Origin of the sequence: Marinobacter xestospongiae (assembly GCF_023156385.1) — a bacterium.
Lineage (GTDB): Bacteria > Pseudomonadota > Gammaproteobacteria > Pseudomonadales > Oleiphilaceae > Marinobacter > Marinobacter xestospongiae.
This window is the reverse complement of sequence record NZ_JAKZAK010000020.1, coordinates 71,856-93,499: the sequence shown is the minus strand read 5'-3', so window position 1 is coordinate 93,499 and position 21,644 is coordinate 71,856. Positions and strand designations below refer to the sequence as shown.

General features: G+C 60.3%; 19 protein-coding genes and 3 tRNA genes. 12 read left to right on the top strand and 10 right to left on the bottom strand.

Annotation, left to right across the window (positions count from 1 at the left end; translation table 11 throughout):
* Positions 1–34: 34 nt before the first annotated feature.
* The 3 genes from MLD24_RS14995 to MLD24_RS14985 form a co-directional block, all read right to left on the bottom strand.
* Positions 35–604, bottom strand: coding sequence for a YbhB/YbcL family Raf kinase inhibitor-like protein (locus tag MLD24_RS14995; RefSeq protein ID WP_282450668.1), 570 nt, complete (start codon positions 602–604; stop codon positions 35–37).
* A gap of 74 nt (positions 605–678) precedes the next feature.
* Complete coding sequence (locus tag MLD24_RS14990; protein ID WP_248167553.1) at positions 679–1,518, bottom strand: helix-turn-helix transcriptional regulator; 840 nt, start codon at positions 1,516–1,518, stop codon at positions 679–681.
* A gap of 10 nt (positions 1,519–1,528) precedes the next feature.
* A complete protein-coding gene (locus tag MLD24_RS14985; protein ID WP_248167551.1) occupies positions 1,529–2,290 on the bottom strand; it encodes an SDR family oxidoreductase in 762 nt (253 codons plus the stop codon).
* Positions 2,291–2,463: 173 nt separating this feature from the next.
* On the opposite strand from MLD24_RS14985, the gene MLD24_RS14980 reads away from it, so the two are divergent.
* The 6 genes from MLD24_RS14980 (at position 2,464) to gspD (ending at position 9,009) form a co-directional block, all read left to right on the top strand.
* Complete coding sequence (locus MLD24_RS14980) at positions 2,464–2,952, top strand: FxsA family protein (protein WP_227171681.1); 489 nt, start codon at positions 2,464–2,466, stop codon at positions 2,950–2,952.
* Between the two features lie 166 nt (positions 2,953–3,118).
* A complete protein-coding gene (gene groES / locus MLD24_RS14975; RefSeq protein ID WP_227171680.1) occupies positions 3,119–3,406 on the top strand; it encodes a co-chaperone GroES in 288 nt (95 codons plus the stop codon).
* An 89-nt stretch (positions 3,407–3,495) separates the two neighbouring features.
* Positions 3,496–5,148: a chaperonin GroEL gene (gene groL / locus MLD24_RS14970; RefSeq protein WP_227171679.1), complete on the top strand. Its 1,653-nt coding sequence runs from the start codon at positions 3,496–3,498 to the stop codon at positions 5,146–5,148.
* A 148-nt stretch (positions 5,149–5,296) separates the two neighbouring features.
* A complete protein-coding gene (gspN, locus tag MLD24_RS14965) occupies positions 5,297–6,091 on the top strand; it encodes a type II secretion system protein N (protein ID WP_248167549.1) in 795 nt (264 codons plus the stop codon).
* A complete protein-coding gene (locus MLD24_RS14960) occupies positions 6,091–6,930 on the top strand; it encodes a type II secretion system protein N (protein WP_248167546.1) in 840 nt (279 codons plus the stop codon). Before gspN ends, MLD24_RS14960 begins: the two co-directional genes overlap by 1 nt.
* 111 nt (positions 6,931–7,041) lie before the next feature.
* Positions 7,042–9,009 (top strand): type II secretion system secretin GspD, encoded by a 1,968-nt coding sequence (gene gspD, locus MLD24_RS14955; RefSeq protein WP_248167544.1) that lies wholly within the window; start codon positions 7,042–7,044, stop codon positions 9,007–9,009.
* A 113-nt stretch (positions 9,010–9,122) separates the two neighbouring features.
* On the opposite strand, the gene MLD24_RS14950 is transcribed toward gspD, so the two are convergent.
* From MLD24_RS14950 to purE, 6 genes are all read right to left on the bottom strand, one after another.
* On the bottom strand, positions 9,123–11,093 hold the full coding sequence (locus tag MLD24_RS14950) for a M48 family metallopeptidase (RefSeq protein ID WP_248167540.1): 1,971 nt from the start codon (positions 11,091–11,093) through the stop codon (positions 9,123–9,125).
* Positions 11,094–11,123: 30 nt separating this feature from the next.
* Entirely contained in the window at positions 11,124–11,711 is a 588-nt protein-coding gene (locus MLD24_RS14945; protein ID WP_227171674.1) for a LemA family protein, read from the bottom strand.
* Between the two features lie 53 nt (positions 11,712–11,764).
* The gene (locus MLD24_RS14940) at positions 11,765–13,825 is read right to left on the bottom strand and encodes a putative bifunctional diguanylate cyclase/phosphodiesterase (RefSeq protein ID WP_248167538.1); all 2,061 of its coding nucleotides are present in this window, start codon (positions 13,823–13,825) and stop codon (positions 11,765–11,767) included.
* A gap of 487 nt (positions 13,826–14,312) precedes the next feature.
* Positions 14,313–14,891, bottom strand: a complete 579-nt coding sequence (gene sodB, locus MLD24_RS14935) for a superoxide dismutase [Fe] (protein WP_227171672.1) — start codon at positions 14,889–14,891, stop codon at positions 14,313–14,315.
* Positions 14,892–15,073: 182 nt separating this feature from the next.
* A complete protein-coding gene (locus tag MLD24_RS14930; protein ID WP_227171671.1) occupies positions 15,074–16,180 on the bottom strand; it encodes a 5-(carboxyamino)imidazole ribonucleotide synthase in 1,107 nt (368 codons plus the stop codon).
* A gap of 60 nt (positions 16,181–16,240) precedes the next feature.
* A complete protein-coding gene (gene purE, locus MLD24_RS14925) occupies positions 16,241–16,732 on the bottom strand; it encodes a 5-(carboxyamino)imidazole ribonucleotide mutase (protein WP_227171670.1) in 492 nt (163 codons plus the stop codon).
* Between the two features lie 289 nt (positions 16,733–17,021).
* On the opposite strand from purE, the gene MLD24_RS14920 reads away from it, so the two are divergent.
* From MLD24_RS14920 to MLD24_RS14895, 6 genes are all read left to right on the top strand, one after another.
* The gene (locus MLD24_RS14920; protein WP_227171669.1) at positions 17,022–17,981 is read left to right on the top strand and encodes a coiled-coil domain-containing protein; all 960 of its coding nucleotides are present in this window, start codon (positions 17,022–17,024) and stop codon (positions 17,979–17,981) included.
* 124 nt (positions 17,982–18,105) lie between these two features.
* Positions 18,106–18,966: a DUF2846 domain-containing protein gene (locus MLD24_RS14915; RefSeq protein ID WP_248167537.1), complete on the top strand. Its 861-nt coding sequence runs from the start codon at positions 18,106–18,108 to the stop codon at positions 18,964–18,966.
* 103 nt (positions 18,967–19,069) lie between these two features.
* Positions 19,070–19,345, top strand: a complete 276-nt coding sequence (locus MLD24_RS14910) for a hypothetical protein (RefSeq protein ID WP_227171667.1) — start codon at positions 19,070–19,072, stop codon at positions 19,343–19,345.
* Positions 19,346–19,536: 191 nt separating this feature from the next.
* Positions 19,537–19,612 (top strand) — tRNA-Val (locus tag MLD24_RS14905).
* Between the two features lie 58 nt (positions 19,613–19,670).
* A tRNA-Asp gene (locus tag MLD24_RS14900) sits at positions 19,671–19,747 on the top strand.
* Between the two features lie 14 nt (positions 19,748–19,761).
* Positions 19,762–19,837: transfer RNA gene (locus MLD24_RS14895), tRNA-Val, on the top strand.
* Between the two features lie 187 nt (positions 19,838–20,024).
* Here MLD24_RS14895 and MLD24_RS14890 read toward each other — a convergent pair.
* Complete coding sequence (locus MLD24_RS14890; protein WP_227171666.1) at positions 20,025–21,434, bottom strand: 3-oxoacyl-ACP reductase; 1,410 nt, start codon at positions 21,432–21,434, stop codon at positions 20,025–20,027.
* Between the last annotated feature and the right edge of the window lie 210 nt (positions 21,435–21,644).

Here is a 21,644-nt window from a genome sequence, read left to right as displayed (position 1 = left end):
CTGCGGCGTTGGGCGGCAGCGGTGTGTCATTGTGCTACCGCTCGTAGGTGACTTCCAGTTCGGCGGTGGCCAGAGCGTGATGGTTGAGCATGAACCCGACCATGGCAGCAGATGCGTTTTCATCCAGCGGCAGGCTCTCAACGTTCAGGGCGTAGACCCGGAACTGGTAACGATGAGGACCATGGCCCTCGGGCGGGCAGGGGCCGCCATAGCCGGGTTTGCCGTAATCGGTTCGGCTCTGCACTGTGCCCTCCGGCAAGGCGCCCTGACTGCTGGCGCCACTGGCCAGAGAGCGGGTGTCGGCGGGCAGATTGAAGGCGACCCAGTGCCACCAGCCGCTGCCGGTGGGGGCGTCCGGGTCGTATACGGTGACGGCAAAGCTCTGAGTGGCGTCTGGCGCCTTGTCCCAGCGCAGGGACGGCGAGACGTTGTCACCCTGACAGCCAAAGCCGTTGAAGACGAATCGGGACTGCATGGTGGCCGGGTCGCCCAGATCCGGACTGTGCAACTGGAAGCTGTCGGCAAGGGCTGAAGTGGATAGCATGCCGCCAAGAATCAGCGGTAACAGACGGTGGTGACGGAAAAAACGCGATCGGTCAGTCATGACGGTCTCCCTTGGTGAGTGAGGAAGACAGTGTGCCGGTTGTTGCCGGTGCTCAGTCGCCTGCTGACCTCATGTTATCGCTTGCTCACGTCATCCTGGCGCTGATGGGTGTCCCGCAGGGTGCTGGGCAGGAGGCCAAAGCGGTCGCGAAAACGTTCCGCGAACCGGGAGGCGGACTGGTAACCCACATTCTCGGCGATCAACTGGATCGGTTGCTGGCTGCCTTGCAGCATGCCCAATGCCGACACCATTCTCGCTTCTTCCAGCAGGGCGCTGAAGCTGGTGCCCTCCCGGGCCAGCTGCCGTTGCAGGGTGGAGTCGCTGCAGCAGAGCTGGCGGGCGGCATCGGCCAGTCGCCAGGGTTTGCTAAGGTTACCGTAGATCAGTGACAGCACCTGTTGTGGCGCGGAGGTTTGGTAGCGGGTCAGGTGGTCAGCGTTGCCACTGTCAAGCAAGTGATCGCGGATCTCGCGGCTGCGCCCGGCGTGCCAGTTCTCCGGCAAAGAGTGCTGGTGGTGGCCATCAATCCATTGCTGCAGCATCAACCAGATGGGAGCCGGTGCGGGGTGAGTCCAACGGGCCTGCTGGGGGACCTGTGGTTCGGCGGCTGGCGGAGGCTCCGGCAGGGCGAGGGTCAACGCCAGGTAGCGACCATCGGCCGGTGGCAGATTGGCCAGGGCAATGTGGCCGGGCGGTAGCATGATGACCTCGCCCGCCTGCGCCTCCTGCAGCTCGCCGTTCAGATGCAGCTGCTTGACGCCGTCCAGAACAAAGATCAGCGAAGGGTAGTGCAGGGGCACATTGTGTATGTGCTGGGGCTGCTGGCAATGAAACAGAGCCACCGGTGGGGGCAACGTCGGTTGCTGCCCCCGGTCCAGGGTGTCATGAAGCCAGTTGGCGAGCGCTGTCCGCATGACGTGCTCCTTACAGGCGTAACGCCCCGTCGACTTCAATCATCCGGCCCGAGACATAGTCGTTCTCAAAGATGAAGGCAGCGGCCGATGCGATGTCGTCGGGTTTGCCCATGCGCTTGAGGGGAATGCCCGCGGTCATCTTCTCCAGAGCTTCCGGTTTCATCGAGGCCGTCATCTCGGTTTCAATGAAGCCCGGTGCGATGCCCATCACCCGAATGTTGTAGCGGGCCAGTTCCTTCGCCCAAACCGGAACCAGTGCTGCCACACCGGCTTTGGCCGACGAGTAGTTGCTCTGTCCCATGTTGCCGGCGCGGGAAATAGAGGAGATGTTGATGATGGCACCCTGGTCGCCGTTCTGGATCATCTGGGTGGCGGCTTCCCGGCCACACAGGAACACGCCGGTGAGGTTGACGTCGATGACGGCCTGCCACTCGGCCAGGCTCATGCGTTTGGTGATTTCGCCGTCTTTGGCCTTGACCATCAGGCCATCGCGGAGAATGCCGGCGTTGTTGATCAAACCGTTAAGCTGGCCGAAATCGGCACTGATGGCGGCGAAGGTTTTCTCGACGTCTTCTTCACGGGCGACGTTGCAGACATAGGCCCGGGCTTCTCCACCGGCCTGCTGGCAGGCAGCAACAGCGTCGTCCAGCTTGTCCTGCATCAAGTCAATCAGTGCCAGCCTGGCGCCTTTGGCGGCCAGGTACTCAGCCATGGCGCGGCCAAGGCCCTGGCCGCCGCCGGTAATTGCAATCACGGAATCTTGAAGTTTCATGGTTCGCCCTAACTGTAGAAATGGAGAGAGTCTCCGAATGTGCCCTTATAACCGGCCCGCTCGTGTCGTTGGACGGCATGGTTCCAGGGTGCATTCGGAAGCTCCCTAACAAACGGGGTGTTGGCAGTATATCAGACCCACCCCCCTTTCCTATTCCAACCAAAGGCCGATCTATGGGCGTTTTTCTTTTGCTTTTCATCATTATGCCGATCGTTGAGATGGCGATACTGATCAAGGTCGGGGCGGCCATTGGCGCGCTGAACACCATTGCCCTGGTGTTGCTGACGGCGGTCGTTGGTGCGGCGTTGCTGAAGCAGCAGGGGCTGGCAACGCTGTTGCGTGCCAATCAGCGCCTCAACAGTGGCGAGTTGCCGGCGCGGGAAGTTGCTGAGGGCCTGATCCTGGCGGTTGGCGGCGCCTTGCTGTTAACGCCGGGATTTGTGACCGACACCGTTGGTTTTCTCTGCCTGTTGCCAGGCTCCCGCCACTGGCTCGCTGCCCAGGCGCTCAAACGCATGCAGGTCCGTGGTCAGGCCCAGACATTTCAGTTCGGCATGGGTCCTGGTCCGTTTGGTCCTGGCCGACCGGATGACAGTGACATCATCGAGGGTGAGTTCCGCGATGAGACCGAGCGCGACCGTGACTACATCGAAAAAAAGTGATTTTTTTCCATTTGGGGGGATTGAAAACCGTGGCCTGACCCCCAGATAAACTCCACAAGATCACCGCGGGTGCTTAATCCTGCTGGAAAAACAGTTGGTTATGCACTCCGGTTTTTAACGCAAATGTCATTGCCAAAGACAACCTGACTATTGGAGATATCGAGCAATGAAAATTCGTCCGCTTCACGATCGAGTCGTCGTGCGCCGTAAGGAAGAAGAAGAGAAGACTGCGGGTGGCATTGTGCTGCCGGGTAACGCAAAGGAAAAGCCTTCCCAGGGTGAAGTGATCGCCGTGGGTGAGGGCCGTGTTCTCGATAACGGCGAAACCCGTGCACCGGCCGTCAAGGTAGGGGACACCGTGGTGTTTGGTCAGTATGCCGGCAACACCGTAAAGGTTGACGGCGAAGACCTGCTGATCATGAGCGAGAACGACATCTTCGGCGTTATTGAGTGATCCGCACAGCTAACTGACGTTGCCGGGTCCCCACAGCCGGGGCCCGCTGAAACCAGACAATTCGGTTTTACGAACAGGAATTAGGAACTATGGCAGCTAAAGACGTTAAATTCGGTGATAGTGCACGCAAGCGTATGGTCGCGGGCGTTAACATCCTGGCAGACGCCGTCAAGGTAACCCTGGGCCCGAAAGGCCGTAACGTGGTACTGGACAAGTCCTTCGGCGCGCCGACCGTGACCAAGGACGGTGTGTCCGTCGCCAAGGAAATCGAGCTGAAAGACAAGTTCGAGAACATGGGTGCCCAGATGGTCAAGGAAGTTGCTTCCCAGACCAACGACACCGCCGGTGACGGTACCACCACCGCTACCGTACTGGCCCAGTCCATCGTTAACGAGGGTATCAAGGCCGTCACTGCCGGCATGAACCCGATGGACCTCAAGCGCGGCATCGACAAGGCCACCCAGGCCGCCGTTAAGGCCATCCGTGACATGTCCAAGCCTTGCGACGACAGCCGCAACATCGCTCAGGTTGGCACTATTTCCGCCAACGGTGATGAAACCATCGGCAAGATCATCGCTGACGCCATGGAGCGCGTGGGTAAGGAAGGCGTGATCACCGTTGAGGAAGGTCGTGGCCTGGAAGACGAGCTGGATGTGGTTGAAGGTATGCAGTTTGACCGCGGCTACCTGTCTCCGTACTTCATCAACAACCAGGACAACATGTCCGCTGAACTGGAAGATCCGTTCATCCTGCTGGTGGACAAGAAGATCTCCAACATCCGCGAGCTGCTGCCGACTCTGGAAGCCGTTGCCAAAGCTGGCAAACCGCTGATGATCATCGCCGAAGACATCGAAGGCGAAGCGCTGGCGACCCTGGTCGTCAACAACATGCGCGGTATCGTCAAGGTCGCTGCCGTGAAGGCGCCGGGCTTTGGTGATCGTCGCAAGGAAATGCTGCAGGACATCGCCATCCTGACTGGCGGCACTGTGATTTCCGAAGAAGTGGGTCTGACCCTGGAAAACGCTTCCCTGGACGATCTGGGCACCGCCAAACGTGTCAACATCACCAAGGAAAACACCACCATTATTGATGGTGCTGGTGCCGAGAACGACATCGAAGCGCGTGTTGAGCAGATCCGCAAGCAGATCGAAGAAAGCTCCTCCGATTACGACAAGGAGAAGCTGCAGGAGCGTGTTGCCAAACTAGCCGGTGGTGTTGCCGTGATCAAGGTTGGTGCCGGTTCCGAAGTGGAAATGAAAGAGAAGAAGGCTCGCGTTGAAGATGCGCTGCACTCTACCCGCGCTGCCGTTGAAGAAGGCATCGTTGCCGGTGGTGGTGTGACGCTGGTTCGCGCCCTGAACGCTCTGGAAAACCTGGAAGTCGAAAACGACGAGCAGGCGGCCGGTGTCAACATCCTGCGTCGTGCGATGGAAGCGCCGCTGCGCCAGATCGTCACCAACGCCGGTGGTGAGGCCTCTGTGGTTGTCGCCAAGATCCGCGAAAGCGAAGGCTCCTTCGGCTTCAACGCGGCCAAGGAAACCTACGGCGACATGCTGGAAATGGGTATCCTTGACCCTGCCAAGGTGACTCGCTCTGCCCTGCAGGCAGCGGCTTCCGTAGCTGGTCTGATGATCACCACCGAAGCGATGGTGACCGACGAGCCGGAAGACGAGAAAGCCGGTGGCGGCATGCCTGACATGGGCGGCATGGGTGGTATGGGAGGCATGGGCGGCATGATGTAAGCTCGCCAGCCATCCGAAGCCCGGTGTGCCGGGCTTCACACCCTGAAAAACCCCGCGTTTCACGCGGGGTTTTTTGTATCTTGTCCATGGACTTACCGACAGGCTTTGTTAGACTCGGGGGCCATCTGTCAGCTCCGTCCCATAGACTATGTCCTCATCCCGCCCGTCTTCCTTTCTGCGTCCCGGCAAAGTCGTGCTGTTGGTGCTGTTGGCGTTGTTGGTTTACGGCATTGGCCTGGTCCTGACCGTGCCGGCCGGTTGGGCGTGGCAGCAGGCTCGCCAGGAGATCCGGTTGCCCCGGGGGCTGGAAGTACAGGCCGTCACCGGCACGGTGTGGGATGGTCAGGTCAGCCTTCGTTTTCAGGGGCGGGCGCTGAGTGCAGACTGGGCCCTGGGATTACCAAGCCTTTCGGCGATGGCACTGCCGGTGCGTCTGGAGCTGGCGACCGCCGCCTCCGAGCTCAGTGGCGATGTCACCCTGGGGTGGCCACTCTCGGCTTCGCTGGATGCCCGAGGCCGTCTCCATATTGCTGAATTCGAAGACCTTATCCGTCAGAGCGGTGGTGCCATTCTGGAGGGCGATGTCCGCATTAATCGGCTGCAACTGGCCTGGGCTGATAATCGCCTCACCGAAGCGCGTGGGATGGGATATTGGCCTGGTGGTCAGGTGACCTGGCCCATGGGGGACACCCGGCAGAGCGCCCAGTTCCCGGCCATGGAGGCGGATCTCAACCAGTCCGAGGCTGGGGTGTCGCTGAAGATTCGCCAGCAGGGCGAACAGGCTCCGGCGGCTGAAGCCGATATTCTGAGAAATGGTCAGTTGCGGGTTCAGGTCTACAAACGGTTGATCGATCTGGCGGGCCAGCCCTGGTCCGGTGCAGCGGCTCCTGGCGATGTGGTATTCAAGGTGCAGCAACCGTTGCTGCCTGGAGGCCGGTTCTGATGGTAGCGTCAAAGACGGAACGCTGGAGTCGTCGGCTGGCCAATCTGCTGTTGCTGGCGCTGGTGGTGTACTTCGCCTGGGTGCTGGCCAGAATGACCTGGTTGGTACTTTGGCAGGACCCGGTCAATACCGGCGTTCAGGCCGTGGACGGGGCGACGTCGCAGCAGGATAGCCAACTGATGTCCCAGCCCCTGGCCGCGTTTGACCTGTTTGGCCGTGCTTCCCGCGCCGAGCCGGTGGCCGAATCGGTACGTAAGTCCGCCCCGGAAACCCGGCTCAGGCTGCGCCTGGAGGGGGTTCTGGTGGCAGAGCGTGCCGAGGACTCCGGTGCTATAGTTGCAGGAGCGGACGGCACGACAGAGCATTACCGGGTGGGGGATACCCTGCCGGGGAATGCCGAGCTGGTGGAGGTGGAACCCCAGCGTATTCTGATCAAGCGTAACGGCCTGTTTGAGACTTTGACGTTTGAAGAGTCCGAGCAGGAGCTGGTGACCGAATCCGAGCCGGTGAATACCTCCTCTCCCGATCGCTTCATGGCGGATGTGCAGTCCAGGCTGGACGCCCAGGGAGCCCAGGCACTGGTTGCTTTCGGTCTGCGACCGGTACAGGATGGGAGCGCCCCGGGCTACGAGTTCGATGGTTCCAACCCCATGCTGCGGGCAGCCAGCCTGAAGAAAGGGGACATTATCACGGCAGTAAACGGCCAGACCCTGGGCAACTATCAGCAGGATCGAGCGTTGCTCGACAGCTGGCGCAGTATGTCCCAGGTCGAAATCGAGATTGTGCGGGACGGTGCCCGGTTTACCGTCAGCTATGCGTTGCCGGCGCAGTGGCGTTGAGCCTCCAACCGGTGCCTGAGGCAAGGGTTGGCCAGGATGGTCCGGCAATGAAAACAGGAAACTTTTCGGGGCCCGGGATCGGGTTTCATCGGTACAGGATGCGATCGTTGCATGAACAAGCTTAAGACTCCCTTCGTTCGGGCCTTTTTGCTGGTCCTGCTGCTACCACTGATGTCGGTGGCCCATGGTCAGGAGGGAACCTGGCGGCTGAACCTCAAGGACGCCGATATTCGGGCATTTGTTACCCAGGTAGCCGACATCACCGGTTACAGTTTCGTGGTGGACCCCAGGGTCAAGGGTAAGGTGACGGTACTCTCCAGTGCCCCGATGAACCGTGATGAGATCTACGACCTGTTCCTGGCGGTGCTCCATGTTCACGGTTTCACCGCCATCCCCGGCGAGGAAGTGATCAAGGTGGTGCAGCAGGTGGACGCCAAACAGCTGGCGGAGGATCTGGATGGCTTCACCGAGATACCGTCGGAACAGCTGGTGACTCAGGTTATCCAGGTGGACAACGCCAATGCCCTCGAGCTGGTGCCCATCCTGCGCCCCCTGGTCGCCAAGTATGGTCACCTGGCGGCGGTGGCGGCCGCCAACGCGCTGATCGTGAGCGATCACCAGTCCAACATTGTCCGTATCCAGCAGATCGTCCAGGAGCTGGACAGCCCCTCCAAATACGAAGTGGAGGTGATCCAGCTGCAGGAAGCCTGGGTCGGTGACATGGTGACCCTGCTGCAGGAGCTGGCGCCAGCGGAGCTTGGCAATGCCGGTGGCCAGGATGCCTCTCGCAAGTACAGCGTCACTGCCGACGAGCGCAGCAACCGGTTGATCCTGCGGGGTGACGAAGCGTTCCGGGACAAGATTCGCGGCCTGATCCAGCAGCTTGACCAGCCCTCCGCCACTGGCGGCACCACCAAGGTGATCCGGCTCAACCATGCGGTGGCCAAGGATCTGGTGGAGATCATCAAAGGGGTGATGGGCGACGTCGCGGCGGAAGCGCCGGGCGGCAATGCATCGGGCAATACCAGCAGTCGCAACAGCAGCTTCTCGGTGTTTGCCGACGAAGGGCTCAATGCCCTGGTCCTGCGGGGTGAGCCCTCGATGATGCAGGAAGCGGAGATGATCATTGGCGAACTTGATGTGCGCCGCGCCCAGGTGCTGATCGAAGCGGCCATCGTGGAGATCAACGACGAGCTTGGCGAAGATCTGGGCGTGCAGCTGGCGGTGGCTGATGAATCCGGCAACTCCACGCCGGTGCTGGGGACCAACTTCAGCAACCTTGGCGTGAGTCTGAGCAACGTCATTGGCAGCATCGTGAATGATGATTTCATTGGCCCGGCGCCAGGTGGCATCACCATCGGGGGTGGCCAGCGGGACGAGGATGGCCTGTCCTGGGGGATTCTGATCCAGGCGCTGTCGTCTTCGGCAGCGGCCAACCTGCTGTCCACGCCCAGCATCATCACGCTGGATAACCAGGAATCCGAGATCATTGTTGGTCAGAACGTGCCGTTCCGAACCGGTCAGTCTGTTGTCGCCGGCGACAGCAGTGCCAACCCGTTCACCACCATCGAGCGTCGCGACGTGGGTCTGACCCTCAAGGTGACCCCCACCATCAGTGGCGACGGTCTGGTGCGTCTGGTGGTCGAGCAGACCACGGAAAATGTCGGGGACAGCATCGACGACGCCTCCGACATCGTCACCAACAAGCGTGAGATCAAGACCACCGTGCTGGCAGACGATGGCGAGACCATCGTGCTGGGCGGTCTGATTAAGGACGACTACACCGTCAATCGCAGCAAGGTGCCCCTGCTGGGGGATATTCCCTTTATTGGTCGGCTGTTCTCGTCCGAGTCCGAGAAGCGGGTCAAGCGCAACCTGCTCGTTTTCCTGCGGCCAACCATCATGTTCAACAAACAGGAAGCGGTTGAGGCCACGGCCGACAAGTTCAACAGCCTGTGGGAAGTGGATCTGGGAATCCGTCGCAAGATGGGCCTGCCTGAGGTGGAGTCGCCAGACATTGAGAGCCTGTTTGATCCGGCCCGTCGGGCCCGCCTGGAAACTGAGGCCGCCACCGACTGAGGTGGCGCTGTGGCAGTCTGCACAATGGGCTGCCGGTGACAGCAAAAAGCCGCACAGGGTAACCTGTGCGGCTTTTGTCGTTCTGGGAGAGTCGCCTTTTCAGTCCCGAAAGATCAGATCTGGATGGGTGGCATGGGGCAGTCCAGTTGATCCGCCACCAGCCGCAGCATGTCGTACTCCATGGCTTTTACCTCGCCATCAAAGGTAACGCAGTGGCCGCAGGCATCGATAATGGCCGGCTTGAGCAGCGGCGAGAGGCCGTTAAGGTGGGTAAGAGCGCTAGCCAGGTCGCGGATGGACACTTTGGCCTCCGGCGTCTCGTCTTCGTTCACGGAGACGAACCCGGCCATGGCTTCCCGGTAGACTCGGTTTGCTTCGTTGGCGTCAGCGGTTCCGGCCCGTGCCAGCAGGCCGAACAGGGTTCGCAAGTGGTTTTCCACCGGACGATAGCTGCGAAAGCGTGTTTTCACCAGTCGTTCGGCATCGTTGGCCAGGTGGCGCTGGAGAAAACTCACCAGGGCGAACTCGAACAGGGTGACCCGGCCATCCTGACGAACCAGCAGATTGACGGCGTGGATCAGCTCCTGGCGCTCCTGGGGATCGAGTCGCCGCAGGGCGGGCATGGCCAGTTCCAGGGCCGGAAAGCGGACCACCGCCCCCAGTGTGTTCAGGGTTGGTATCAGCTTGTCCTGCAGATCGGGCTGGGCTCCGAACAGAGGATGGGTAGGCAATGCCGCCAGATGCTTGCTTCGGTCGGTCTCATCCCGAGCGTGAATCAGCAGTGCATAGCACAGCTGAACCGCTCCCGAACGGGTGTAGAGCAGTTCCCGGAAGGTGGCGGGCAGCTGTTTCAGCAGTGCTTCGGCAAACTGCTCACCGCCTGTGGTGACGGTACCGACCTGGTTTGATAACGGCTCGACGGGGGCGGCCACCACGGATGCTGTGGCGATGGCGGACAGGTTGCGCTGACCGGTTCTCGGAGTGACGGGCTGGAACCCGGCCATGGCGGCCGTACCTTCGGTTGCTGCGCCGGATTGCGCGGTCGGGTCCAGGCTGGCGGATGGTCGGGTATCGCGGTGGCGACTCTTCAGTCGTGCCAGCATGCCGGCTTCGATGGCATTGATGCGTTCGTCAATCGGGGGGTGAGAGGCCAGCAGGCTGGTCAGTTTCATTCGTGCGCTTTCGCCGAAACACATGTGGTTCATGTCGGAGGCATGGCTGGTGGTTTCCAGAAAGCTGCCTTTGTAGCCAATCTTGAACAAGGCGGAGGCAATGCCCTCCGGGTTACGGGTGAACTGCACCGCGGAGGCGTCCGCCAGCATTTCCCGTTGCCGGGAGACCGCGGCCTGGATCAGCCGACCAAAGAACACGCCAACGTAACCAATGACCAGCAGCGCCAGGCCGAAAATGCCGATCGCAGCACGTTCATTGCTGCGACTGGAAGAACGGAAGCTGGCACTGTGCATCAGGTGACTGCCGATCTGACCGATCATCAGAATACCCGCCAGGATCGCAATCAAACGAACATTGATGCGCATGTCGCCGTTGAGGATGTGGCTGAACTCGTGGCCGACTACGCCCTGGAGTTCATCCCTGGAGAGCTGGGTCAGGGCGCCATGGGTCACCACCATCACTGCTTCACCGGGGCTGTAGCCGGCGACAAACGCATTGATGCCGGTTTCATGATCCATCACGTAAAGCTGGGGAACGGGCACGCCGCTGGCGATAGCCATTTCTTCCACCACGTTACGGAAACGGCGCTCGTCGGCGTCCCGGGTCGATGGGTCGATCGCGCGGGCGCCGACCATGGTTGCCACCCGGGCACCGCCGCGGGACAGATCGAGCCAGCGGAACAGCGACACCAGCAGAATCAGGCCGGAGACCGTGCCGGCTGTGACCACGCCGTGGACGCTGCCAAACCAGGACAGCAGGGATGGGCGAGCGCCTTCACCGCTGGTCACCAGGTAACCCACCAGGCACACCGCCAGGGTGATCAGCACCACCGCCACCAGAAACAGTGATACCAGCAGCAGGGTATTGCGCCGGGCGTGAGCCTGGCGCTGGAAAAAGCCGGGGCTGGCCATGTCAGCAGAACTCCGTTCCAGTCAGGTTGCTCAGAATGACACAGTCGGCGCCTGACGGGCTTCCGGGTTCTCCAGTTGCAGTTGCGCGGTCGGCTTGAACGCAAAGAAGCCGGCAATGAAGTTGTTGGGGAACTGTTCGCGGAAGGTGTTGTAGGTCATTACACCGTCGTTGTAGGCCTGACGGGCAAAGGACACACGGTTCTCGGTACTGGTCAGCTCTTCCATCAGCTGCTGGATGGTTTCGTTGGCTTTCAGATCCGGGTAGTTTTCAGCCACTGCGTAGAAGTTGGCCAGGGCTTTGGTCAGCATGTTCTCCGCCGCACCCAGACGCTGGATATTGCCGCCGTTCTCAGGGTCCCGTGCGGCTACCTTTTGGGCGTCTACGGCGCCGTTACGGGCTTCCATGACCTTGGTGAGGGTCTCTTTCTCATGGCTGAGGTAAGCCTTGGCGGATTCCACCAGGTTGGGAATCAGGTCGTGGCGACGCTGGAGCTGTACATCGATCTGGGCGAAACCGTTCTTGAATTCGTTGCGCAGGGCGACCAGACGGTTGTAGATGAATACCAGGTAGAACACCACCAGGGCGATGACGGCAATGCCGATCAGGGTGGAAGTCATGGGCGGTCCTCAAGTCATTGGGAGTGGACAGGGCAGGGCGCCATCGGGCGGCCCTAACCGTTACTTTCCGCCATTTTACCGTGGAACTTCGCGACAAACGATTGGAATTCCCCGGCCGGCAATGGCTTGCTGAAGTAATAGCCCTGGGCGAGCTGGCAACCCCGTTGTTGCAGGTAGTATTCCTGCTCGGCCGTTTCCACGCCTTCAGCGATAACCGACAGGTTGAGGCTTTTGCCCAGATCGATGATGGTGTTGGCGATGCGGGTGTCTTCTTCGTTCACCAGCAGATCACGGACAAACTGCTTGTCGATCTTCAGATGCTGAACCGGCATGCGCTTGAGGTAGGTCAGTGACGAGTAGCCGGTGCCGAAATCGTCAACGGCGATCTGGATGCCTTCGCGCTTGAACTGCTGCAGCTTGCCGATGGCGTCCTCGAGGTTGGTCATCACACTGGTTTCGGTGACTTCCAGTTCCAGCCGACCGGGTGGAATCTGGTGACGTACCAGGGTGCTGAGAACGGTGTCGACAATGGTGTCCTGACGCAGTTGTACCGCGGACAGATTGACGGCAATGCGCAGTGGTGTGCCCTGATCGGCCCACTCGGCGGCCTGGCGGCAGGCCTGATCCAGCACCCATTCGCCGATGGGGACAATGCGACCATTCAGTTCGGCCAGCGGGATGAAGTCGTCGGGTGGCACCAGGCCGCGCTCGGGGTGTTGCCAGCGGATCAGCGCCTCGGCACCGATCACCCGACCGGTTTCCAGGTTCACCTGTGGCTGGTAGACGAGGTAGAACTGGTTTTTCTGCAGGGCGATGTTGAGGTCTTTTTCGAGTTTCTTCCGTGCCCGCATTTCCTGGTCGACGCTGGCGACGTAGAACTGGAAGCTGTTGCGGGTGCCGGTCTTGGCCAGGGTCATGGTCTGTTCCGCCAGCTGGAGCAGGCGATCCAGTTCGGAAGCGTCGTCGGGGAACAGCGCCACGCCGATGGTGGCGGTGACAGGAATGCGCTGGTTGTTGGCTTCGATAGGCTGGGCAAACAGGCTCAGCAGTCGATCGGCGGTGATGGTGGCCTGGTAGTCATCGCGCAGGTTCTTCTCGATCACCACAAACTGGTCACTGCCAAGCCGGGCCTTGAGGAAGCGGCCGTCGCTGAAGCTGCCTTCGAGGCGGTCGGCAATGCTCTGCAGGATCTGGTCACCGGAGTCGTACCCATACTGTTCGTTGATGCCCTTGAGGTCATCGATACCAAAACAGAACACCGCCAGGACCTTGCCCTGCTGACGGGTTTCCTCAATGGCGGACTGCAGCAGGCCCAGCATGTATTCCCGGCTTGGCAGGCCGGTCAACTGGTCGAATCTCGACAGTCGATTAACCCGCTCTTCGGCTTCCCGGTGTTTGTTCTGGCTGTCTGAAATCGCCACCAGCAGGTTGTTGGTGGCATTCACCCAGAGGCCGAGCTCGTCCCGGCGGTGGCCGGGGAGCGGGTCGATCAGGCGGTCATCGGGCTGGGAGGGGTCGACCTGGGTGAGGGAATGGATGATCTTCAGCAGGGGTTTGGTGAGCAACAGGTGGTACACCATGTAGAGCACCAACGACAGAATAATGGCGCGGGCGACACCAGAGCCAAAGGTCATGGTGGCCCGTTCCAGCCAACTGGCCGCAGTGGGGCCAGTGTCGTAACGCAGTTCCAGATAGCCGTAGCTGATGTCGGGCTCTTCGCTGCGTGCCAGATCGATACGATAGGTGCGCTCGTTCTGGAAGATGGTGTCGGTCAGCGGTCGATAGGGCGCTTTCAGTAGTGGTCGGCTGTGGGCGCCGAGCGGCTCGCCGTCGGGATGGCAGATACGTGCCAGTCGCACCGACTGTTGCTGGAACAGGCCGTCAACCACCTGTTGGGCGAGGTCGTCGTCAATGCTGAAAACCGCCTGCGTGGCGGCGTCCCGGACCAGGGCCATGGTCTGTTCCGCCTGACGATCCAGGTCTTCCGAGACCCGTTGGGCGTCGAAAACAATCTGGCTGGCGCTCAGCAGGATGCCTGAGACCAGGGCGATAGACAGTACCCAACGAAGGATGCGGTAGCCGAGACGATGTTCGATCTTGAAGGAAGTGTTCATCGAGTACCGTTCATTGTTGTTATTTCCCGCCCGATAAAGACTGGCGTACGGAACACATGAAATTCGATGAGCCGGTTTGCAGTCAAGTGTCGTCCCAGAGAGTCGGTGTGATTTTCAGGTCCAGGGTGGGGCGGATCATTGCGTCCCCGGAACCCCCTGCCGGTTAGTCAGAGGCCCCATTGGTTGACCAAAGACGCCTGAATAACCAGAAAAAGTTCATTAAAGCACTTTAGCGCATCGCACAAATAAGTGACAGCGATAGCCCGGCCAGGCGGGACACTTGATTCCCCATACATAATAGAGGGGTATTTGTGCCAGATTTTGGGGCGGAAGCATATTTCAAATTGTAGCTTTGTAGTAACAGTGGTCGTCTGGATGGGCGGGGGAGGCGGAGCGGATGGATAAACGGGGCGAATAAAACAAAAAACGCCCGCAAAGGCGGGCGTTTGTCACGACAACCGATCAACGATCGGCTGGAACGTGGGGATTAGGCCAGGTTTTCGTTAACGAAATCCCAGTTCACCAGGTTCCAGAATGCCTCCAGGTAGTTGGGGCGGGAGTTGCGGTAGTCGATGTAGTAGGCGTGTTCCCAAACGTCGACAGTCAGCACCGGCTTGTCCGCAGTGGTCAGCGGAGTTTCGGCGTTGCTGGTGTTGGCGATGGCGACGCTGCCGTCGGCTTTCTTGACCAGCCAGGTCCAGCCGGAGCCGAAGTTGTTGGCGGCCTTGTCGTTGAACTCCTTCTTGAAGTTCTCGAACGAACCGAACGCGGCGTTGATGGCGTCCGCGGCGGCGCCGGTCGGCTCACCACCACCGTTCGGGCTCAGGCAGTGCCAGTAGAAAGTGTGGTTCCAGATCTGGGCTGCGTTGTTGAACAGCGGGCCACTGGAAGTCTTGATGATGTCTTCCAGGGACTTGTTGGCATCGTCAGTACCTTCCACCAGGCCATTCAGCTTGGTGACGTAAGTGGCGTGGTGCTTGCCGTAATGGTATTCCAGAGTCTCTGCGGAGATGTGCGGTTCCAGTGCGTTTTTTTCGTAAGGCAGTGCAGGAAGTTCAAATGCCATGAGGTCGTTCTCCCAGGTTTCTCTCAATGGATCGGCGACATCCAGGGTCACCGACAACGGTATTATTAGCCATTCAGTCAGCGGCCCAACCTTCCAGATACAGCTGGTGGGCCCTCTAAGGCTGCAATATTGGGATGAAAAATACCATTTCAACCCGTTTGGTCAAAAACGGCTCATCTCCCTCAAAGGTCGACGTCGAACTCCGGACAGCCCGGCAGGAAGCTGGCGCAGTTTTTGACGCGCCAGCGCAGCTCGTCATAGCTGTCGGCCAGTATGTTGACATGCCCCAGTTTGCGGCCAGGCCGCTCCGCCTTGTTGTACAGGTGCAGGTGGGCATAGGGCAACCGCATGATCGCGTCCAGGTCACCATGCTCACCGATGATGTTGATCATGCAGCTGTAGCCGCGGGCATCGGTATTGCCCAGGGGGTGGCCGCTGACGGCTCGGATGTGGTTTTCGAACTGGCTGGTCATGGCGCCTTCGATGGTCCAGTGACCGGAGTTGTGAACCCGGGGGGCCATCTCATTCGCCACCAGGCCGTCCTCAGTCTGGAACAGTTCCAGCGTCAGGACGCCAACGTAATTGAGCTCGTTGAGCAGGGCGCGGATGTAGCTTTTGGCCTGATCATCGATATCGGCGGCCATCTTTGGCGCCGGTGCCACGGAATAGCGCAGGATGCCTTCGTGGTGGCTGTTCTCGGCAATAGGGTAGTAGGCGACTTCGCCATCTTCACCGCGAGTTGCGATGATCGATACCTCGCGGGAGAACTCGACAAACTTCTCCACGATCAGGCGCGGATGGCCAATGCCAGTCCAGGCAGATTCCGCGTCTGAGGGATCCCGCAGCACCGCCTGGCCCTTGCCGTCATAGCCTTCGGTGTTGGACTTGGCGACCACCGGGCATCCCAGTTCTTCGGCAGCCTGGCGCAAGCTGTCCGCGCTGTCGGCAATGCGCCACTGGGGGGTGGGGATGCCCAGTTCGCCGAACAGGGTCTTCTCCGCTTCCCGGTTCTGGCACACTTTCAGTGCCCGGGGACATGGATGTACCGGTTTGAGGGAGGCTATCTGTTCGGCGACGTCTACAGGGAGGTGTTCGAATTCGTAGGTAACCCGGTCAACCCGGTTCAGGAAGTCATCCAGGTAGTCGCCTTCACGGTCGACAATCACCTCTCCGAGGCCGGCGCTGGGGCTGCCGGAGAGATCATAGAACACAAAGGACTTGGCCAGCGGGTAGCCAGCCAGGGCCAACATACGGCCGAGCTGGCCGGCGCCTAACACTCCAATACGCATTGGGGACTCCAACAGTTATCAGTATCCAATAAGTCGGTAAACTGGATACCCGGGCGTGACTCAGTCGGCCGCCGGGTCCGGGTTGTCCAGTACCGTCTGGGTCTGGTCTGCCCGGAATGCCTCAATGGCCTGACGAACCTCGTCGTCCTGGGTTCCGATAATCTGCGCGGCCAGCAGGCCAGCGTTGGTGGCGCCTGCCTTACCAATGGCCAGCGTACCGACGGCAATTCCGCCCGGCATCTGGGCTATGGACAGCAGCGAGTCGAGTCCGTTCAGCGCCTTCGATTGTACCGGGACGCCCAGCACCGGCAGCGCGGTCTGGGAGGCAACCATCCCCGGCAGGTGGGCTGCTCCCCCGGCACCTGCGACAATCACCTTGAGGCCACGGTCGGCGGCTGTCTTGGCGTATTCAAACAGCAGGTCAGGGGTTCGGTGAGCGGATACCACACGGGTTTCGTAAGGTACGCCCAGTTTGTCGAGCATTACAGCAGCGTGTTCCATGGTCGGCCAATCCGACTTGGAACCCATGATCAGTCCTACCAGCGGTTGCATAAGAAGCAGTCCCGAAGCTTGTCAAGAAAGCCGGCCATTGTAGGTACTGCCGTGAATGCTTGCAAATAGCACTGAGCGGCGGCGCTGGCGGTACCTGGATGCCGGCGGTGAAAAGTATGGCGGTAATAGAAGAACCAGACACTGGTGCATCCATGTGACACTGCGATCACGGTCGATGGTCGGAGCCTCCCATCATTATTAGGTCTTATCCATGCTGCTTGGTTGGTGGCGGGTCGCCGGGTATCATCAGAAGCCCACAAGCTGTTGAAATTTTGGAGCCGAGGCCCGTATGGAATCCCTTCGTCCCGATGACGATGAACTCAGAGGCAAGCAACCCGATAAGGCTGAGTCGCCACCGACACTGCGGGAAGGCGAGCCGGTAAAGAGTGAAAAGCCGGCCAAGGCGGGCGCCAAGTCTGCAAAACCTGCCGCCAAGACCAAAGCGTCTCCGACAAAACCGGCCGGACGACCGTTGGTGCTGTGGGGGCTGGTCCTGGCCTCGATCGCGGCAGGCGGGACGTTGGGCTGGCAGCAGCAGCAACGGATTGCGGCCCTGGAAGGGCAGTTGGAGGAGGCGGATTACTGGGCCCGGCAAAGCAAGCTGGCTCTGGCCCGGTTTGAAGGGGAACTGAGTGAAACCGGCGAGAGCCTGGCGGAGACCGGCGCTTCCATGGAAGAGCAGTTGGCTTCCCATGGCGAGCGGCTGGACACCACCGACAGCGAGATCCGAAAGCTGTGGGTGGTCGCCAATGAGCGTAACAAGGCAACTTTGGCTGAACACAGCACTGCCATCGACAGCCTCAAAGGAACGCTCGCGTCCCAGCATGACCAACTGACCGATCTGGAGCAGCAGGCCAACACGGCCTCACAGCGTTTTACCAATCAGCTCAAGGAACTGAAAACGCAGCTGGCCAGTCAGCAGTCAGCGTTGGAGCAGCAGCTCGCTGCCGTGGCGCAGCAGGTGTCGGAACTCGAGGGCGAGACGGCCCAGGCCATCGAGCAGCGTCTGCAGCGCTTCCGGCAGGAGCGCCAGTTAGCTGATGCCGAAGTCCAGAGTAGGCTTCAGGCGCTGGAGCGTCAGGGCCAGCAACAGGCGGGCGCTGGCGACCTGTCGCGTGCGCAAGCACGGATCGCGGAGCTGGAGCAGACCGTCAAGGCAATTGATGCTTCCCGTGCTCAGTTGACGTCGCGGCTGGTGAGACTGTCGGACGAGGTCAGTTCCCTGCGGGCACAGGTGGCACAGCCATAGCCTAACCGTGTCATCCTGGGCCATGTAACAAAACGTAGTCATCTCTTGCGGTAGCTCTCAGTTCCCGGACCCCGGTGCTGCTACCATGTCGGGGCACGCAAACTGGCACAAGAGATTGATAACAATGAATATGCCCAGGTTGACCCGCGCCGCCTCAGCGCTTTCCCTTGCCCTGCTGCTGACCCTGCTTTCTGGCTGTCAGGTGTACCAGTCCATTGGTAAGAGCACCGGAGCCTTTCTGCATCCGGTATCTGGACCGGACTTCGTGCATATCGACAATGACGCCTGGAGCCAGAATAACGCGCTGATCTACTTCTATCGCACCCATTCCCAGTGGGCGGCGGACGAGATTGAGGCGCCCAGCGTTTACGTTGACAACCAGCACTACTTCAACATTCGCAACGACAGCTTTACCTGGCTGGAGGTGAGCCCGGGAGAGCGTCATATCGCGATGCGACGTCCCTTGCTCGGACTGGAGGGGCTGGGCCACTTCAGTCTGAGTCTGATCGCCGACGCCACCCTGACGGTCGAACCCGGCCGCATCTATTACCTGCGTTACAACGAACTGACCGAGCCCGCGACCCGCCACCCCGATCTTGATCCGGAGCACCCACTGGCAAACGGCGACCTGCAGCTGGTCACCCGAGAGGTCGCCATGGCGGCGGATGAACTGGTCTCCACCCGTTTCCTGAACAGCGATCTGTTGGCTCCCAATCACGCAGCGACGTCCATTGTCCGGGAGAATGAGGACACCGATTTTGAGCGTGATCTCGCCCGACTTGAGGAAGAGCGAGACGAGGAACTCGCCCGTCTGGTGTCCACCGGCCTTTATGAGCCTGCGCCCTGGTACTGGCCGTTTGGAGGCGATGAGCCCGAACTGGAGACGGATCAGCGTATTGAAGCCCGTGAGGAGGCCTATGCCCGGCTGGAAACAGAAAGGGAGCGTGAGGATGCCCGTCAGTCCGGGGGCTGGTGGCCATTCTGAAGACCGAGGGTCAAGAGGCACCTGCTAGATGAGAGGGAACGTTGTTGGCATGGAGATCTGTGACTAGACTGATCCCATGCTGAAGTAAGGCAAGGAACACAGCATGTTTGAGAGACATTCCCGCTGGGATGAGCTGCGGTACTGGTTGAAAGCCCGGCTGCCGGAATGGCAGCAACAGGTAACGGAAAATGCCGAGTCGTTGCGTCAGCGGCTGGACGAGTGGAATCGCGCCCTCGCCAGTCAGGCGTTGCCGGACGCCCGGCGGGCACGAGTGAGCCGGCTGGTGTTGGAGCGTAAGAACCGGTTGGCCGCCCAGCGGCGCAATGGCATGAAGGTTGTGCGCCGGCAGGTGCATACGGGGAGGTCGGCGACCGAGTAGCTGTTGATGCTGTTCGGAGCGGTTCTGGTTGTCTGGTTTTTGCTCGATGTGTTTGAAATATAGACGATTTTGGCTTTTTTTCAGTTTTTTGAAAAAAGTTTGGCAAAAGGTTTGACAGGCCCGAAAAAATCCTTAGAATGCGCAACTCATCTGGTCGAGACAACACATCTCAACCGGGTGATTCCGGGACTGGGTGGTTAGCTCAGCTGGGAGAGCATCGCCCTTACAAGGCGAGGGTCACTGGTTCGATCCCAGTACCACCCACCAATTCCGGAGCTTTTGAGTTCATCTGAGCTTGAAGGCAAGCACAATTTGGTATCGCTGCGGAGCGGTAGTTCAGTTGGTTAGAATACCGGCCTGTCACGCCGGGGGTCGCGGGTTCGAGTCCCGTCCGCTCCGCCATTTCCTTGTTGTCTGGGTGGTTAGCTCAGCTGGGAGAGCATCGCCCTTACAAGGCGAGGGTCACTGGTTCGATCCCAGTACCACCCACCATTTTCCCGCATTTCTTTACTTACTCTGCCTGAATGATTTGGGCGGGGTTTTGTCGTGTCTGGGTTTTCTGTTTTCCTCACTTTTCCGCCGAAAGATCGCTTCCAGCGCCTCTTAAGGATCTGAGTGGTCGGTAAACACTGGGCCAGCCAGAAGGCGAACTCCCGGCTGGCCTGTGATGGCGAGCGCGTTATCGACCAATCAGTGATTGGCCGCAGACCCGCACCACGTTGCCGTTAACGCCGACTGACGCCGGGTTGCAGAACCAGGCGATGGCCTCCGCGACGTCCACCGGCAGTCCACCCTGGGACAGGCTGTTCATCCGCCGCCCGGCCTCGCGAATGGTCAGGGGCATGGCTGCGGTCATCTGGGTTTCGATGAAACCGGGGGCCACGGCGTTGATGGTGATGCCCTTCTTCAGTTGCTTGGCCATGGCTTCCACATACCCAATCACGCCGGACTTCGCGCAGGCATAGTTGGTCTGGCCAAAATTGCCCGCGATCCCGCTGATGGACGAAACGCAGACAATTCGTCCGTTCTCCCGCAACAAATCCTGCTTCAGCAGTGCTTCGTCGATCAGTTCCTCGGCGGTGAGGTTGACCGCAATGGCCATATCCCAGAAGTGCTCGGGCATCTTGCCGAGGGTCTTGTCGCGGGTGATGCCCGCGTTATGGACCACCAGGTCAATCCCGCCAAACGTCTCCTGAATGAACCCGGCAATCATGGCCGGTGCCTGGCTGTCGGTGATGTCGCAGGTCAGTGCCTTGCCGCCAATCCGGCTGACCACCTTCTGCAGTTCTTCCTGCGCGGCGGGGATGTCCAGGCCAATCACGGTGGCGCCATCGCGAGCCAGGGTGTCGGCGATGGATTCGCCAATGCCGCGGGATGCGCCGGTCACCAGTGCAACCTTACCGGTTAAAGGGGCCACGGGGTTGGTGGCGCTGGCGGTGACGGTGGACTTGCCAATTCGCGCCACCTGACCGGACACATAGGCTGAGCGGGGCGAAAGGAAAAAGCGAACGCTCGATTCCAGCTGATGCTCCGTATTGGGGGCCAGCCACAGCAGATTGGCGGTGGCGCCTTTCTTGCCGATTTCCTTGCCGATGGCGCGGGTAAAGCCCTCCAGTGCACGCTGACTGGCGGCGTAGGGGGCGGCCCGGCAGCTCGCCGGGTCCTGGCCGACAATCAGCACCCGGCCATTGCGGCCGAGCTTGCGGATGCTGGGGTGAAAGAAATCATACAACGCGCGCAGATCGGCGGTGTCCTTGATGCCGGAGGCATCGAACACCAGGGCACTGAAGCGGGTGTCCGTTTCGCCATCGAGAGCCAGGGGCTTGGCCTTGTTGCCGGCCTTGGCAGAATCCTCCAGACGCTCGGCGCCAGAGACGTGAAATACCCGGGCCGGGCTGGCGTTGAGAATGGCGCCGAGATCGGCAATTGCCTTGCCGCCATTGGCTGCCCCGACCAGCACATCGCCTTCCAGGAAAGGCTGGTCGGCCCGCTGCCAGCGTTTCAGGGGGATTGGGGAGGGCAGCCCAAGAGACTGGGCGGCGGTCTTGCCCACCGGGGTGTTGACGAACTTCAGGTACAGGTCGGACATGGAGTCTTCCTCTTCCGTGACTTGCGATGGATGATCAGAGTGAAACGGCTTTCCGCCATTATGGCACCGGACAGCCGGATTGCGGCGCTGGCTGGTGATCGCCGGAGCGTTGTTCGGTCACCGGTTTGGCCAGATTGGTCGCCGTGCTTGCCCCGTAGGTTAAGGCTCCTGACTTTTTTTGGATTGACTCAACCGGACCCGGGGGGTGTC